General features: G+C 68.1%; 12 protein-coding genes. 7 read left to right on the top strand and 5 right to left on the bottom strand.

Going from position 1 to position 16,616, the window contains the following annotated elements; all coding sequences use genetic code 11:
• Positions 1 to 26: 26 nt before the first annotated feature.
• Positions 27 to 1,475 (bottom strand): sulfatase-like hydrolase/transferase, encoded by a 1,449-nt coding sequence (locus WD271_12935; GenBank protein MEX1008734.1) that lies wholly within the window; start codon positions 1,473 to 1,475, stop codon positions 27 to 29.
• Between the two features lie 81 nt (positions 1,476 to 1,556).
• On the opposite strand from WD271_12935, the gene WD271_12940 reads away from it, so the two are divergent.
• The 4 genes from WD271_12940 (at position 1,557) to WD271_12955 (ending at position 5,584) form a co-directional block, all read left to right on the top strand.
• Positions 1,557 to 2,768 carry an amidohydrolase family protein gene (locus WD271_12940; protein ID MEX1008735.1) on the top strand — a complete coding sequence of 404 codons (1,212 nt, stop codon included), beginning with the start codon at positions 1,557 to 1,559 and terminating at the stop codon, positions 2,766 to 2,768.
• Between the two features lie 75 nt (positions 2,769 to 2,843).
• Positions 2,844 to 4,541 carry a hypothetical protein gene (locus WD271_12945; protein MEX1008736.1) on the top strand — a complete coding sequence of 566 codons (1,698 nt, stop codon included), beginning with the start codon at positions 2,844 to 2,846 and terminating at the stop codon, positions 4,539 to 4,541.
• Between the two features lie 113 nt (positions 4,542 to 4,654).
• Positions 4,655 to 5,359: a hypothetical protein gene (locus tag WD271_12950; GenBank protein ID MEX1008737.1), complete on the top strand. Its 705-nt coding sequence runs from the start codon at positions 4,655 to 4,657 to the stop codon at positions 5,357 to 5,359.
• 21 nt (positions 5,360 to 5,380) lie between these two features.
• Positions 5,381 to 5,584 (top strand): hypothetical protein, encoded by a 204-nt coding sequence (locus tag WD271_12955; GenBank protein ID MEX1008738.1) that lies wholly within the window; start codon positions 5,381 to 5,383, stop codon positions 5,582 to 5,584.
• A 2-nt stretch (positions 5,585 to 5,586) separates the two neighbouring features.
• Here WD271_12955 and WD271_12960 read toward each other — a convergent pair whose 3' ends face one another.
• Positions 5,587 to 7,809: a serine/threonine-protein kinase gene (locus WD271_12960; GenBank protein ID MEX1008739.1), complete on the bottom strand. Its 2,223-nt coding sequence runs from the start codon at positions 7,807 to 7,809 to the stop codon at positions 5,587 to 5,589.
• Positions 7,810 to 7,900: 91 nt separating this feature from the next.
• Here WD271_12960 and WD271_12965 point away from each other — a divergent pair, with 91 nt between their 5' ends.
• Together WD271_12965 and WD271_12970 are read left to right on the top strand one after the other, a co-directional pair.
• On the top strand, positions 7,901 to 10,306 hold the full coding sequence (locus tag WD271_12965; protein ID MEX1008740.1) for an ATP-binding cassette domain-containing protein: 2,406 nt from the start codon (positions 7,901 to 7,903) through the stop codon (positions 10,304 to 10,306).
• On the top strand, positions 10,303 to 11,202 hold the full coding sequence (locus WD271_12970; GenBank protein MEX1008741.1) for a DUF5995 family protein: 900 nt from the start codon (positions 10,303 to 10,305) through the stop codon (positions 11,200 to 11,202). The genes WD271_12965 and WD271_12970 overlap by 4 nt, the downstream gene beginning before the upstream one ends.
• Positions 11,203 to 11,395: 193 nt before the next feature.
• Here the strand turns inward: WD271_12970 and WD271_12975 are convergent, their stop codons facing one another.
• Positions 11,396 to 11,680 (bottom strand): MazG nucleotide pyrophosphohydrolase domain-containing protein, encoded by a 285-nt coding sequence (locus WD271_12975; GenBank protein ID MEX1008742.1) that lies wholly within the window; start codon positions 11,678 to 11,680, stop codon positions 11,396 to 11,398.
• Between the two features lie 78 nt (positions 11,681 to 11,758).
• Between WD271_12975 and WD271_12980 the strand changes: the two genes are divergently transcribed.
• Positions 11,759 to 13,021 carry an amidohydrolase family protein gene (locus WD271_12980; GenBank protein ID MEX1008743.1) on the top strand — a complete coding sequence of 421 codons (1,263 nt, stop codon included), beginning with the start codon at positions 11,759 to 11,761 and terminating at the stop codon, positions 13,019 to 13,021.
• A 15-nt stretch (positions 13,022 to 13,036) separates the two neighbouring features.
• Here the strand turns inward: WD271_12980 and WD271_12985 are convergent, their stop codons facing one another.
• Together WD271_12985 and WD271_12990 are read right to left on the bottom strand one after the other, a co-directional pair.
• Positions 13,037 to 15,838, bottom strand: coding sequence for a branched-chain amino acid ABC transporter permease/ATP-binding protein (locus tag WD271_12985; protein ID MEX1008744.1), 2,802 nt, complete (start codon positions 15,836 to 15,838; stop codon positions 13,037 to 13,039).
• A partial coding sequence (locus tag WD271_12990) for an ABC transporter ATP-binding protein (GenBank protein MEX1008745.1) occupies positions 15,839 to 16,616 on the bottom strand: 778 nt, incomplete at its 5' end.

Consider the following 16,616-nt stretch of genomic DNA (forward strand, 5'->3'; position numbering starts at 1 on the left):
CCCCCCCCCCCCCCCCGCCACTCGGCTCACCGGTTCCGGTATCCGTGGACGAGCTCCGGGAAGCGGGGATCGGGCTTCCAGGGGAAGACATCGCTCGTCTCCGCGAGCCAGTCGAGGAGGCGGGTGCGGAGCTCGTCGAGCATCGACGCGTGGTCGGGACGATGCGCGAGGTTCGTGGTCTCGGCCGGATCGGTAATGCGGTCGTAGAGCTCGTCGCCTTCGCACGCGCGGTATACGTACGTGTAGGCCGGTGTGCGGAGCGCAATCGCGGTACCCACGAGCTCGGGCCGGTCGTGCTGGAGGTCGGTCTTCGCTTCGTAGATCCATCCCGCGCGTTCGAAGAGGTTCTCGTCGGTGGGCCGGAAGCCGCCCTCGGTGCACGCGAACTCGCGATGCGGAATCGTCGGGTCTGCCAGCACACGCGTGAGGCTCCGCCCGAAGTGTGTGTGGTGCACCTCGGCGCCGCCCAGCTCGCAGACGGTGGGGAGGAGGTCGACGAGCTCGACCATCGCGTCGGCGACGCCGCCCTCCACCACGCCCGGCCCGGCGATCACGAGCGGGTTGCGCGTGAGGCACGCGTCGAGGCCCGACGGCCACTTCTCCACGAGCCCGAAGTCGCCGAGGTACTCGCCGTGGTCGGTGAACACCACGAACACGGTCTTGTCGAGCTCACCCGTGCGCTCCACCGCGTCGACGATCCGGCCAAGTTGCCAGTCGACGCGGCTTGTCATGCCGTAGTAGGTGGCGACGATCTCGGCGAGGTCGTCGTCGGTGAGCTCGTCCCATCCGTACGCGGCGCGCAACGCCGACATGAAACCCGGCTTTCCGCTCGCCGCCGACGCCAGGATCGGTTCCGGCACGAGCGCACGGTCGTGGAGTGAGAACCACGGCTCTTCCACCGAGAAGGGAGGGTGGGGGAACACGAGCGCGATCCACAGCAGCCAGGGCTGGTCCGCGGGCCGTCCGTCGGCGAGCCACTGCTCGGCGGTGCGGATCGCGGCTTCGTCTCCGTCGGTCACCACGTCGTCGCCCCGCGATCCGAAGTAGAAGCCCCGAGTGAGACGGTCGGGCAGCGCGGCGGCGTTCCCGGGCGAACCCGGCTCTGGTTGCACGAGGTACCCACAGAAGTCGGAGCTTGTTTCGGTGACCCCGGGCGCGAACACGTCACCGCGGTGGCCCGGAACGGCGACGTAGTAACCCGCGTCGCGCATGATGCCGAGCAGGTTCGGCTCCCAGGCCTGCAACAGGTGGGTGAGCGTGCGGTGGCCGGCGACGTGCGGATACCAGCCGCTCATGAACGACACCCGGCTCGGTCCGCACACCGGGTGCTGGCAGAACGCGTTCTCGAACCGCACGCCGCGCGCCGCGAGCGCGTCGATGTTGGCCGTGCGACACACCGTGTTCCCGAAGCACCCGAGGGCGTCGGCGCGCAGCTGGTCGGGCATGAAGAGCACGACGTTCGGACGGCCGGGCACCGCGGAACCTTACGACTCCGCAGCCTCGGGCCGTCAGTTCCGGTATGTTGACTACCGAAAGTGCACGATTGGGGGAACCTCATGAGCAAGCTCGCCGTGATCTCCGTCGACGGCCATGTGAAGGCCTCGCGTACGGGCTACCGCGACTACATCGAAGGGCGGTACCTCGACGAGTTCGACGCCTGGGTCGCGTCGATGGAGGGCATGCCCGACGCGGGCAACAAGAACCCCAAGTTGCCCGACGCATCGCAGTGGGACTCCAACCTGCGCCTCGAGCACCTGGAAGCGCAAGGCGTGGCTGCCGAGGTGCTGTTCCCGAACGGGTTGGCGTTCGTGGACGCGCGGTTCCAGGACGCCGCGACGTCGAACGACCGTGAACTCGCGCGCGAGGGCCGCCGCGCATACAACCGTTGGCTTGCCGACTTCTGCTCCCAGGTGGCGGGACGGCGCGCCGGACAGGCCGTCGTGTCCTTCGACGACATCGACGAAGCGATCGACGACGTGCACTGGGCGAAGGCGCACGGCTTGATGGGTATCTCGATGCCCGCGCTCCAGCCTGGCGGCACCTACTTCTTCGACGAGAAGCTCGACCCCGTGTGGGCGGCGATCCAAGACGTCGACCTGCCGATCTCCCAGCACGGCGGGAACGGGCTACCACAGGACTACCCGCCGGGCTTCGCCGCGATCATGGCCATCGCGCTCGAGCAGTCGTTCTTCTCCGGTCGTTCGATGTGGCAGCTCATGATCGGTGGTGTGTTCGAACGGTTCCCGAACCTCCGGTACGCACTTGTCGAAACGATGGTCGACTGGGTGCCCGGCACGCTCCGCTTCATGGACGGGCTCGCGGCGCGGAGCGACTGGATGGAGTTCGCGCGCATGATGGGCCGCGAGCCAACCATGAAGAAGCTCCCCACCGAGTATTGGGCCGCGAACTGCTTTGCCGGCTGTTCGCCCCCCGCGCGCATCGACTACGAGCTGCGCTACGAGCTCGGCGTCGACACCATGATGTTCGGTGTCGACTACCCGCACTTCGAGAGCATCTGGCCCGTCACCAAGGAGACACTGCAGGGCACACTCGGATGGATCGGCGTGCCGGAGCAGGAGGCACGCAAGATCCTGATGGAGAACCCGGCCCGTGCGTACGGCTTCGACCTCGAAGCGCTCGCACCCCACGTGGAGCGGGTCGGCTACGAGGTGTCGGAGCTCCTCGATCCGTCGAATGCGGATCCGGGTGGCGGCGGGATCGGCCTTCACCGTCCGGGCCATGCGCCGCTCACGCGAGCCGCAATCTAGGCAGCCCGACCGCGCGATCGTTCGGCCGCGTGGCAAACTCGGTTCACCGCACTCTCGGCGACCAAGGGGGGACCGATGAGGGGTTTGCGCTCGGCCCGCGCGATGCGCACGCGCGCCTTCGTGGGCTTCGTCACGTGCTCGCTCGCGCTCGGTGCCGTGGCCGGCGCCGCGGGAACCGCGAGCGCCGCCGAGAGCAAGATCGGCACCCCTGCGACCGGAGCGCTGACCGACCTCGCGTTGAAGAACCCCGATTGCGATCGCAGCACGGGTCGGTTCAGGTTCCAGTTCTACGCCGCGCCTCCGTGCGTGAAGGCATGGAAGGACGGCGCCGACAACGGCGGTGCCACTGCGCAGGGCGTCACCAAGAACTCCCTCAAGGTCGTCGTACTCTGGCACGAGCTGCCCGATGCGCAGATCACCGGCGAGGCGGGTGTGTACACGAACCAGGCGACCGGCAAGAACGAGCCTGGGGCTGCGCGCGCCGCGCTGCTCGACGAGAACGAGATGTTCAAGCACGTCTACGAGACGTGGGGGCGCACGGTCGAGTTCGAGTTCGTGGCCTCGACCGGCTCCGACGAAACCGCGCAGCGCGCCGATGCGCTTGCCATCAAGGCGATGAAGCCGTTCGGTGTCCTCGACCTTGCTTCGAGCATCGGCACTCCCGGTGTCGGCGGTGGCCGGGTCTTCGAGCAGACCCTCGTGAACGCCAAGGTCCCGTACGTGGCGCCGCGACCGACGGAACCGCTCTTCGGATCGCGGGTCTATGCGTTGACGACCGCCGAGTTCGTGAAGAAGCAGCTCGACGGAGGCAGGGCCGAGTACGCGGACCCGAGCTTGAGCTCGCAGCCGCGTAAGTACGGGGTGCTGCATTCCACCAACTTCGATATGGACTACATGCTGGCGCAGTTCAAGAAGCTGAAGCTGCCCATCCCGGTCGATGCCGAGTTCACCGTTCCTGCCACGCAGTCCGACACCCGTACGGACGCGGCGGCGGTCGGGGAAGTCCTTCCCCCATTGATCACGCGGCTCAAGGACGCGGGCGTCACCACCCTCATCATGCAGACCAACCACTCGGTCGCCGGGGCTGCGTCCAGGGTGATGGCGCAGCAGGAGTGGTATCCCGAGGTCATCGTGACGTCGGCGCCCTACCAAGATCTCGACCTCTTCGCGCGTGGCTACGACCAGAAGGTGTGGTCGCACGCGTTCGGCATGGTGTGGTTCCCGCCGTACCTGAAGGGGCGCGCCGACGAGACGGCCGCCGCGTTCCAGTGGTTCTGGGGTACCGACCGGGGCACCAGGTGGGCCATCGCGTTCACGCAACTCCTGGCCCTCTACTCGGCCATCCAGTTCGTCGGGCCCCACCTCACTGCCAAGTCCGTCAGTCCCGGAGTCCTGGGCGAGATCTTCTCGCAAGGCGTCGCGGCGGGTGGCTACTACAGCAAGAGCGCCTTCACCATCGAGATCAAAGTGGCCGCGCCGGGGGAGATCAACCCGCGTGGCGTCACCATGGCCTGGTACAACCCCGAAGCCACCGGGCCGGGCAACTTCAACCTCGGCGGTGACGCGAAGGGCAAGTACGTGTACCTCAACCAGGGGAATCGCTTCATCACCGGGCACCTACCGGCGGCGAAGCAGAAGTTCTTCGACTCCTCCGCGTCGTCGGTCACGTTCGATGCCCCGCCGGCCTCGGAGCCGACGTGGCCGAAGTACCAATGCGTCGGCTGCCCGAGCACCGGGTCCACCGACATCATCCCCGCCGCGCAAGCCGGCTAGAACCACAAACCCGCTCAGGGCAAGGCCTCCGGAGCGGGTCGTGGACTCGCGTGGGAGGGAGTCTTAGGATGCGCGGGCGACTCTGGGTGGGTCGCCGGGGGAGGGCACGGGACATGCGACACCGGTTCGGATTTCTCACCGCGGGTGTCCTGATCGCCGGAGGCGTCCTCCTTCTTCCCGCGCACGCGCTCGGCGCGGCGACGGCCAGCGGCTGCAAGGGAACGGCCGTTTCCTTCGACGCCGACGGCAAGAAGCTCGACACGGTCACGGCGCCCGGTCCCGGTGGCACGTCGGACAACCCGTTCGAAGTCGACCCTGAGGGCACCGTCAAGTGGGAGGCGTCGGCCGCGCCGGCGGTACCCGACGATGGCACGTGGACGGTCGAGACGAAGAGCACCCCGAAGCTCAGCTTCGGCGGCGACGGCGGGCTCGACCAGTCGTCGGGTACCGAGGCGCTGAAGGACCACCTCGTCGTCGACGTCCCGATCATCGGTGAAACGCGGGTGGCGAGTGGCAAGTTCTTCGTGAAGGTGGTCGTCGAGGGCGGCGGCGTCACCTGCACGATGTCGGGCTACGTGAAGATCAACGGATCGCCCCTCGGCACTCCGATCTTCTGGGGTGGCGTGATCCTGGGTGCGCTCGGTCTCCTGCTCGCGTTCACCGCGACGCCTACGGCAACCGCCGGCGCCACGGCGGGAGGTGCCGGCGCCACGGCGGGAGGTGCCGGCTCCGCGCCCGCACCCGAGCCGGCCCCGGAACCGGTCGAGGGCTCGCCGGAATGGGACGAGCCGCCGCCGCCCGCCGCCGATCCCACCTGATTCTCGAGAGAGGGCATGTCGATGCGTGGTCGCAAGATTCATCCGATCCGGGGCATCTTCGGCGGGATCCTGTTCGGACTCGGTCTCGCCCTGATCCTGATCTCGCTCGGCGTGGTCACGTTCGGGACGAACGCGCCGTTCGTGGTGGTCGTGATCGCGTTCCTCGCGGTACTCGCGTGGAGCATCTTCGGCCCGCGCAAGCGCAAAGGTGCCGAAGCGGCGTAGCGCTACGCAAGCTCCGGACAGAACGATCCGACCTCGGACGCGGTCTGGTCGGTCGGGGTGAGATCTCCCGTCTTCGTGTCGACGCGCCAGGTCCCGCGGGCGGGACCGTCGCGTTCGGATACCACCACGGTGAACACGCCGCCGCCGTCCGAGGTTGCGTCGTAGCCGAGGTCGTCGGCGGTTCCCGACGGGGCCCCGCCTTCCGAGACGAGGTCGATGCACCGTTGCAGCGCGTCGCGCACCAGCGTGATCGCGGTCTGCGAGTTCCCGGTTCCCGATGTCGTGGTGGGGGCCGGCTTCGTGGTGGTCGTCGTCGCCGGCTTCGTCGTGGTGGTAGAGGTGGAATCGCGAGGGGGCAACGTGGCGTTCACGTCGCTGCCGCCGCCGGTCCCGACCGGACGACCGAAGGGTTGGCCGGTGCCGACGTCGACGACCACGATCACGGTGATGGGTTGCGGTGCCGGCGTGACTACTTGCACCACGGTGGGCTCGAACCCCGGCCAGGCGGGCCCCCGATAGTCGGGTGACGTCTTGACGGGTTCCGGTTCCACGAGTGGGTTGCCGCAATAGCACTTGACGCGCGGCACACCGAACTTGTCGACGAGCACGGCGGTGCCCGCCTCCAGCACCGACTGCACCGCGGTCGCCGCGCCGCTCGCGAAGCCGTGATTCGTGACCCGTGTGTCAGCACGCAGCAGCACGCTCGTGAGCGCGCTCACGTAGCCCTGGATATCAGCGACGTTGATCCCGAGCGTGTTGGCCCAGGCCTTCGCCTTGTCGGCGTTCTCCTGGAGGAAGGCCACCAGCTTCAGCGGGTCGCACACCGACGAGTCGCGCGTCCCACCGTAGAGCCCGGGCTCTCCGCCGCTCGTACTCGGGATCCCGCCGCCGACGGGTGCGGGCGGCGGCACCGCGTTGGGGTTCGTGGCGAGCGTGCTGGGCACGACGACGCTCGGATCGATACTCGGCGCGGTGAACGGGCCGCTGTTGCCCACGCGTGTGGCGTCGCGCGGGTCCAGGAAGATCTCGCCCGCGGTTGCCTCGTCGCCCGACGACAGCACGGCCACTCCGGCGACGCCCGCGATCAGCGCGACCACGATCACCGCGCCAACGAGGCGTCGATTGCGGCGCCGTCTCGACCCGCCACCGGATGATGATGCTGCGGCCGGGCCAGGTGGAGGACCGCCTGATGGAGGACCGGCCGATGGCGGACCAGCGGATGGCGTTGCTGCCCCGCCCGCGCCCGCGGCGCCTGGCGACGGCGGACCGGTGGCCGCGGCGCCCGCCGACGGGGGACCGGTGGCCGCAGCGGCCCCTGCCGCGGCCCCTGCCGCGGCGGCGACGGGACGGATGATGGTTTCGGCACTGCCGCTCTCGACCGGCACCGCGCGCACCGATCGCAGCGCGTCGGCCCATTCGGTCGCCGACGCGTAGCGCTGCTCGGGCTCCGCCGACAGCGCACGCGCAAGGGCTGCGTCGAGCGCCGCGGGCGCGTCGTCACGAATCGACGAGATCGGCGCGGGTGTCTCGGTGAGCTGTGCTCGCATCACCGCGCCGACCGACTCGTATGGGTAGGGGACGCGTCCTGCAAGGAGCTCGTAGAGCACGACACCCGCCGCGTATACGTCGCTGCGTTCGTCGGCGCGCCCCTCGGACTGCTCAGGGGCCATGTAGTGCGGAGTGCCGGCCGCGATGGTGAACGCGGTGGCGGCGTCGAGCGCGCGCGCAACGCCGAAGTCGGCGAGCACCATGCGCTCGGTGCGCGTGTCGCCGTGATGGCTGCCGATCGTGCGGTACAACACGTTCGACGGCTTGAGGTCGCGGTGCACGACCCCCAGCCGGTGCACGACCGCGAGTGCCTCCGCGATCTCGATCCCGATGTCGAGTGCTTCGTCGATCGAGTACTGCCGGCCCTCGCTCGCTCGTGTCTTCATCCGGTCGGCGAGGCTCCCGCGGTCGGCGTAGTCCATGACGAAATACGGACGACCGTCTTCGAGCTCGGCGACCGCGTGGACGCGGATCACGCGGTCGGAGTCGAGACGCCAGAGGACCCGCGCCTCCTCGGCGAACCGCCGCCTGACGTCGTCGTCGTGCGCCCAGTTCTCGGCGAGGACCTTGATCGCGACCTGCGCGTCGAGTGCCTCGTCGCGTGCCAGCCAGACCGTCGCGAACGCGCCGCTGCCGAGAACGCGCTCTGCGTCGTAACGGCCGATCCTCTCGGGCACCGGTCCTCCCGCCTCCACCATGCCGTTTGGCCGAGGGTGCTTGCACCCGTCAGCCGACCCGAGCAGGCTAGCTCCGAGGAGGGCGGGAACGATGGACGATCCAGGCGGGAGTCTGCGCGCAACCGTCGCCGGCCGCGACATCGACGTGGCGGATGGCGCGGTTCTCGGCCGCCGCGACGACGCCGAGATCCTCGTCGACCACGTGCTCGTCTCCCGCAGCCATGCGGTCCTGCGGCGGACGTCGACCGGCTGGGTGCTCGAGGACCTCGGTTCGAGCAACGGCACGTTCGTCGACGGCGAACGCGTGGAACGGGTGGTGATCACCGCGACCGTCGGCGTGCGCCTCGGCGATCCGGTGGAAGGCCCGCTCGTCGAGCTCCGACCCCTGGTTCCCGAGCCCGCGGTCGCGGTTCCGGTTTCAACGGCTCAGGCGAAACAGAGTGTGATCTACCGGCCGGTGAGCACCACAGTGCGTATCGGCCGCGCTCCCGACAACGACCTCGTGATCGACGACCTCCTGGTCTCGCGACACCATGCCGAACTGCAGGTCGGCGCAACGGGCACAGGTGAGATCGCCGACCTCGGCAGCCACAACGGCACGTTCGTCAACGGGCAACTCGTCGACCGCGCGGCGGTGCGCGAGCTCGACGTGATCGGCATCGGCCACCACCAGTTGCGGTTCGTCGACGGCGCGCTCGAGGAGAACGTCGACACCGGTGAGATCTCGTTCGAGGCCTTCGGCCTCACCGTGCGCCTGGGCGACGGGCGTGTGCTCCTCGACAATGTGAGCTTCGCGCTCGACCGCAACACGTTCCTCGCCGTGGTCGGACCTTCCGGGAGCGGGAAGTCGACGCTGCTCAACGCGCTCACCGGGTTCAAGCCGGCAACGGAAGGCACGGTTCTCTACGACGGGCGCGACTTGTACGCGGAGTACGAAGAGCTGCGGTCGCGGCTCGGTCTCGTCCCTCAGGCCGACATCGTCCATCCCGAGCTGACCGTGCGCCGTGCGCTCGAGTTCGCGGCTGCGCTGCGGTTCCCTCCGGACGTGACGCGCGCGCAGCGAAGCGAGCGCGTCGACGAGGTGCTCGCGGAGCTGGGGCTCACCGAGCGCGCCGATGTGGTGATCGAGCAACTGTCCGGTGGTCAGCGCAAACGCGTCAGCGTCGCCTACGAGTTGCTCACGCGACCGTCACTGCTCCTGCTCGACGAGCCCACCTCCGGTCTCGACCCCGGCTACGAGCGCAGCCTCATGGAGAGCCTGCGCGCGCTCGCCGACGACGGACGCACCGTGATCGTGGTGACGCACAGCATCGCGAGCATCGAGCTCTGCGACCGCGTGCTCTTCCTCGCCCCGGGTGGCCGTGTCGCCTACTTCGGTCCGCCGCGCCGCGCCGCGGAGTTCTTCCGCCGCGACGACATCGAAGAGGTATTCCAGGACCTCGGCTCACAGACCGAGCGCGACTGGACCGGTGAGTTCGCGGCGACCGACGACTACCGCCGGTTCGTGGAGGAGCCGATCGCGCACGCGGGTGACCAGCCCGCGCCGGCGCAGCCGGTGGAGGCAGGCGCGCGTGCGTTCGTCCGCCGCCGCTGGTTCCGCCAGTTCACGACGCTGTGCCGCCGGTACTTGGCGGTCCTTGTCTCGGATCGGCGGACGCTCGCGTTGCTCGTGCTCCAGGCGCCGGTGCTCGGCTTGCTCATGCTCTGGCGGCTCCCGAGCGGAGAGCTTGGTCCGCCACCTCAGAACACGCTTCGCCTGCTCTCGAGCGCGTCCATCGTGATCTTCAACCTCGTCATCGGCGCGACGTGGATCGGCATGTCGAACTCGGCACGCGAGATCGTGAAAGAGCTGCCGCAATTTCGACGCGAGCGCGCTGCCGGGCTCTCGCTGTCGGCGTACCTCGCGTCGAAGGTTGCAGTGCTCGGCGCGATCACGATGTTACAGATCATCGTGTTCACACTCATCGCCACCGCGTCGCAGAAGGGTCCGAACGACGCCGTCGCGCTCGGCTCGGGCAAGGTGGAGCTTGCCGTCGGCATCGCGATCGCCGCCATCGCCGGGATGTCACTGGGGTTGTTGATCTCGGCGGCGGCGCGCACCACCGAACAGGCGATGACCGTGCTCCCGGTGGTGCTCATCGCCCAGATGGTGCTCGCCTCGGGCGCGGTCTTCCCCGACGTGACCGAGCGCGTCGGCCTCCGACAAGCGCGCGAGGTCGTCACCGCGCAATGGGGTTTCTCGGCAGCCGCGGCGACGGCCGACCTCAACCAGATCCAGGCGTTCAACAACCGCGTCCGCGCACTGCGCCAAGTCGACCTGAACAAACCGGAACAGATCATCAGCGCGGTCTCACAGCCGACGAAGGGCCCGTCGCGCTGGGCGCACCGACTCGGGCCCTGGCTCACCGACATCGCCGTCATGCTCGCGCTCAGTCTCGCCGCGCTCATCGCCGCCGGTCTCCTCCTCGCGCGGCGCGATCCCGGGCCCGCGCCGTGAAGCGCGTGCGTGCGTTCGTGCTCGCGGTGACGACCGCGCTGGTCGCGTTGCCCGCCACGCCGTCGGGTGCCGCCTCACCACCGCCGTCGTGGCAGAAGATCGTCAAGACGCTCGAGCCGCGTCTCGATCCCGCCTCGAAGAGTCCGTGCAACCGCGGTTCGGTGACGTGCGTCGACGCCGTGCTCAAGGAGATGAAGCGCCGCGAGCGTGCGTTCGCGGTCAAGTGCAACCACAACGTGATGTTCAGCTACACCTACCGCGTGACGACGGAGCACGTCCGCTCAGGATGGCCACGAGACTTTGACAGTCCCGCCTACATCGCGCACATGGACGCCATCTTCGCGAAGTCCTACTTCGACGCATACGACCGGTGGAAGGACGGCGGGAGCGGTGTGTCCGAAGCGTGGACGATCGCGTTGGACGCGGCTCGGTCGAAGAGCGTGAGCGGGCTCGGTGACATGCTGCTCGGCATCAACGCACACATCAGCCGTGACCTCCCGTTCGTCGTCGAGCAGGTTGGCCTCCTCGGGCCGGACGGCTCGAGCGCGCTCGACGACTACAACCGTTTCAACCAGATCATCGTCGAGACACAGGGTCTCGCCCTCGACGGTGCGGCCCGCCGATTCGATCCTGAGGTGGCAACGGTCTCGATCCCCGGGCTCGTGGTGGGCAAGGATGGCCTTCTGGAGCTGTTCAGCGCTTGGCGCGCCGAGGCGTGGGCCCGCGCCGAGCAGCTCGTGAGCGCGGCGACCCCAGAGGACCGTCAGGCCGTCGTCGACGAGATCGAGGCGATCGCGCTCGCACGTGCGCTGTTGATCCAGGTCGGCACGGCCTACGTGCCCTTTTTCTCGAGCACGGCCGATCGCGACGAATTCTGCCGCGATCACCGTTCGTGACCGGCGTAGCCTGTGACGATGCGCGAGAAATCACCACGTTCGGGCAACGACAAGAAGCAGGGCAAGAGCCTCAAAGAGAAGCGCTCCGTCAAGAACGCCAAGAAGGCGGAGCGCGCGCGGGAGCGCAACGCGTAACCGCGAGGAGCGAAGGAAGCGAATCGGGGTACCCCCGATTCGCCTGAGCGACGCATGTTCAGGTCGGGCACCCGCACGGTGCGCTGCCGCAGTACGGGCAGCCGTTCAGGTAGCGGGCGAACGCGTCGTCGAGCGACAACCCGAGCTGGTTCGCCAGCGATCCGAGCCAGGCCAGGACGTCGCCCAGCTCGTGGAGCTGCTCGTCGCGCGTGCCCTTCCTGATCGCCCGCGCGAGCTCACCCACCTCCTCGGTGAGCCACGCCACCGCGGCCGGTAGGCCACGGGCGCGGTCGCGCTGACCGTAGGTGCCTTCCATCAAGTCCTGAACGGCTGCGAGCTCCATCCGGGGAGTCTGTCGCGTCGAATGGGCGGACGGGAGCGCGGATGCCAGACTGTCGGGAGCCACACGGGGAGGACCGCAATGCGCATCGACGACATGATCCTGGTGAGCATCGACGACCACGTGATCGAGCCGCGAGACATGTTCGAGCGACACGTCCCCGAAAAGTACAAGGACGACGCTCCGCAGGTCGTGAAGAACGACAAAGGCATCGAGCAGTGGGTGTTCCAGGGCACAACCGGTGGCTCGATGGGCCTCAACGCGGTGGTCACCTGGCCCAAGGAAGATTGGGGCATGGACCCCACCAGCTTCGCCGAGATGCGGCCCGGCGCGTACGACGTGCACGAGCGCGTCCGCGACATGAACCGCAACGGCATCCTCGCGTCGATGTGCTTCCCGACGTTCGTCGGATTCAGCGCGGGTACGTTCCGACGCGCCGAAAACAAGGACATCTCGCTGGTCATGCTCCAGGCGTACAACGACTGGCACATCGACGAATGGGCGGCGGCGTATCCGGGCCGGTTCATCCCGCTCGCAATCGGGCCGACTTGGAATCCCGACGCGATGGCTGCCGAGATCCGACGGGTGTCGCGGAAGGGATGCACCGCGATGACCTTTCCCGAGCTCCCGCACATCGAGGGGTTGCCGAGCTACCACAACCTGGACTACTGGGGTCCCGTGTTCGACGCGCTGTCCGACGAGCAAGTGGTGATGTGTCTGCACATCGGTCAGGGGTTCGCCGCGATCAACACCGCACCCGACGCCCCCATCGACAACATGATCATTCTCGCCACGCAGGTCTCTGCGTTCGCCGCGCAAGACTTGTTGTGGGGACCGGCCTTCCGTACCTATCCCGACCTGAAGGTTGCATGGTCGGAAGCAGGGATCGGTTGGATCCCGTTCTTCCTCGACCGCTGCGACCGTCACTACGTGAACCAGCGGTGGCTCGGCCACGACTTCGGCGACAAGATGCCGAGCGACATCTTCCGCGATCACTCACTCGCGTGTTATGTGAGCGACCCGGTAGCGCTCAAGGTGCGCCACGACATCGGGATGGACATCATCGCGTGGGAGTGCGACTACCCACACTCCGACTCGATCTGGCCCGACGCGCCCGAGACGGTCATGCGCGAGATGGAAGGCGCCGGCGCCACCGACGACGAGATCCACAAGATCACCTGGGGAAACACGGCTCGGCACTTCCGGTTCGATCCGTTCGCACACACGCCGAAGGAAGAGGCAACCGTCGGCGCGCTGCGCGCGCAGTCGCCCGACGTCGACACCACCATCCGCTCGCGTCACGAGTGGGCCGAGCGCTACGAGGTTGTGTCATCTATCGGCTGAGCGTGGCGACGAGGGTCAGGTGGCGCGGGTTCCGGAGCGCTGGATTGCCCGCCGGTCGGTGCCGAGGTAGGAGCTGATCACCGCGGGGTTCTCGCGCACCTCGATCGGGGTTCCCTCGGCGATCACAGAGCCGGCTTCGAGGCAGTAGATCCGGTCGCTGATCGACATGACCATCGGCATGTCGTGCTCGACGATGAGGATCGACGACCCGAGGTCGTGCTGGATCGTCTTGATGAGCGGCCCGAAGGCCTCGGTTTCCTTCTGCGCGACGCCGGCCGTGGGCTCGTCGAGCAGGATCAAGCGCGCGTCGAGGGCCAGCAGCGACGCGAGCTCCACGATGCGTCGCGTACCGGTGGAGAGCTCGCTCACGAGTCCGCTTGCATAGCGGCTGAGGCCGAGGTACGCGATGATCTCGTCGGCCTGCTTTCGCTTGCGCCGCTCGACGAACGGCGACGGCGGCAGTGCGAGCAACGACGGGATCAGGAGCGAGCGCTGGCGGGCCTCGAGCGCGACCATCACGGTCTCTCGTACCGTGAGCCCGCCGAAGCCCCGCGCGTTCTGGAAGGCGCGGCCCATGCCTTGACGGGCGCGCCGGTACGCCGGCATCCGGTCGATGCGGCGGCCGAAGACCTCGACGTTGCCCGACGACCGCACGAAGCCCGAAATGGCGTTCATCAGCGTCGTCTTACCGGCACCGTTCGTACCGATGAGCCCGACGACCTCGCCCGGACGGACTTCGATCGATGCGCCGACGACCGCGTACCGGCCGCCGTACTGCACCCTCATGTCGCGCGCCACCAAGGGGAACGGCGCCGCATCGTCACCGGCCACCTCACTCCCCGGTTTCTCCCGGCTTCGTGTCGACAGATGCGCGAGCGTGGCGTCGCTGGTGCGAACCGGCGGCTTCCAGTTCGTGCGGCGCGCGATGAAGCCGAGCAGCAGGTCGCGCCCGGAGTGGACGATCGAGATCAGGCCGCCCGGGCAGTAGAGGAGCAGTATCAGCATGCCCACGCCGCTGGCAAAGAGCTGGAGCTGCTGACTGCTTTCGAACACCGTGGGGATCCCGATGATCACGATCGTGCCGAGCACCGCGCCGGTCACCGACGACAAGCCGCCTACCACCGAGACCGCCAGGACGCGTATTGATTCCTCAGCCGTGAAGTAATCGGGGATCTGCGTGGTGTGTCCCGCGGCGAAGAGTCCACCGGCGAACGCTGCCACCCCGCCCGACAGCGCGAACGCGATCAGCTTCGCCCGCGTGGGCGACACCGTGTACGCGGCCGCGTTGCTCTCGTTGTCGCGGACCGCGAGCAGCGACCGGCCGATCCCGGTGCGGCGGAAGTGTGTCACGAGCAGGATGACGAGCAGCGCGGCGCCGAAGCAGAAGTAGTAGTACGCGCGTTTGTCGGTCGCGAATTCCCACGGACCGACGGTAGGGGGGTCGAGCCGCGCGCCGAATCCGGTGAAGGAGTTGTTGAACCGGTCTTGCAGGATCAGATAACTGCTGACGACGATCGCGAAACCGAGGGTGATGATCCCGAGGTACAGGCCGCGGACCCGGAGGGCGGGGATGCCGATGATGATCGCGATGCCGACACCCCACGCCACGCCGAGCGCGACCGACGGGAGGAAGCCCATCGACTGGCTGTAGTACGCGGTGAGGTACGCGCCGACCGCGACGAACGCGAACTGCCCGAGCGAGAGCTGGCCGGCCCAGCCGGTGAGCACGGTCGCGGACACCGCGACCATGAGGAAGATCATGACCACCGAGTAGTCGATGAGGCGGCTCGGCAGTTCCTCGAACTGGGGGAGCAGAAGACCGATCACGAGCAGGATCGCGATTCCTCCATACCGAACGACTCGAGCCAGTGGATGCTCGAGGAGCTCGGCCTCCCCGGCGCGCGACCGCGGCGTCAGCGTCCACGCGGAGTCGTCGGACTGCGAACGCGCGCGCAGCAACACCAGGATCACCAGCAGGATGAACATGACGAGTGTGTTGAGGCCGGGATCCTCCGTTGAGTTCGCGAGGACCACCCGGTCGACGACGCCGAGCAAGACTCCACCGACGATCGCGAGCGGGAACGATTCCATGCCACCGACGAGCGCGGCGATGAGCGCGTAGAGCAGCAGGCTCGGCCCGAGCGCGACGCTGAGGTCGCTCGCCCGCTGGTTGAGGACGGGTCCGGCGAGCAGCGCGCTCACCGATGCCAGCACACCGGTGAGGACCCACACCTGGGTGGAGACGCGCTTGACCCGGATGCCCGAGAGCGAGGCGGCGCCGGGGTTGTCGGCGGCTGAACGCACCGCGAGGCCGAAGCGTGTGCGCTGCAAGAGGAAGGCGAGCACCCCGGCGATGAGCGGGACCGCGACGAGGACGACGAGCTGGTCGCCCCGCACGACGAGCGAGCCGATGGTCCATCGGTCGTCGATCGGGGTCGGGTACGACACCGGGAGGTCGATCTGGGGGAACTGGAGCTGGAGCAGGAGGATCACCTGCGCGACGCCGACGGTCGCGACGAACAGCAGCAGCCTCGGCTGGCTGAACAGCCGTCGGACCACGAGCAGCTCGGTGAGCCCGCCGATCAGCGCACCGGAGAGGATCGCGAGCGGGATGGTGATCGCGAACGACATGCCCTCGTTGACGTAGAGCACGGCCATGAGCGATGCACCGAACGCGCCGAACTGGCCTTGCGCGAAGTTGATGACTCCCGAAGCCCGGAACACGAGCACGATGCCGATCGCGAGCAGCGCGTAGACCAAGCCGACGATGACGCCGTTGAACACGATCTGGGAGGTGATCGTGAAGCCGCAGACCATTTACGCGCCCTCACCCGACAGGAAGACGGCGCGCAGCAGGTCACCGCGTTCCAGGAGTTCCTGGGCCGGTCCTTCGAAACGGACGTGGCCGCGCTCCATGAACACCGCGCGGTCGGCGATCGCGAGCGCGACGTTCACGGACTGTTCGACGATGACCATCGTGAGACCCTGCGCCTTGAGCTCCTCGACAACCCCCAGGAGCTGCTGCACCACCAGGGGCGCGAGTCCGAGCGACAGCTCGTCGATGAGGAGCAACTCGGGCTCCAGCATCACCGCCTTCGAGAGCGCGAGCATCTGCTGCTCGCCGCCTGACAAGGACCCGGCCCGTCGGTCCAGTCGATCGCGGACCACGGGGAAGGTCTCGAGCACGGACTGCATCCGCTCGGCCCGTCGGTCCGGGTCCTCGATCAGCCAGCTCCAGACCTTGAGGTTCTCCGCGACGGTCTGGGACGGGAAGAGCGAGTCGCCGCCGGGAACCTGCACCATCCCCATCGCAACACGAATCTCGGGATCCGTGAGCGTGATCGTGTGCCCGTTCATGCGGATCACACCCCGGTCCGGGAGCACGAGTCCGCCGATCGCGCGCAGCAACGTGGACTTGCCGGCTCCGTTGGTACCGAGCAGCGCGAGCACCTCGCCCCGTTTCACTTCGACGTTCACGTCGAAGAGCACCTGAAGCGGTCCGTAGCTCACGTCGAGGTTGTGCACCTGCAGAACCGGAACGTTCTCCGGATCGGCTGCGATCCGGCGTTGCTCCTCTTGCTCGTCGAGGAGCTCC

The sequence above is a fragment of the Acidimicrobiia bacterium genome (genome assembly GCA_040880805.1).
Classification (GTDB): Bacteria; Actinomycetota; Acidimicrobiia; order IMCC26256; family DASPTH01; genus DASPTH01.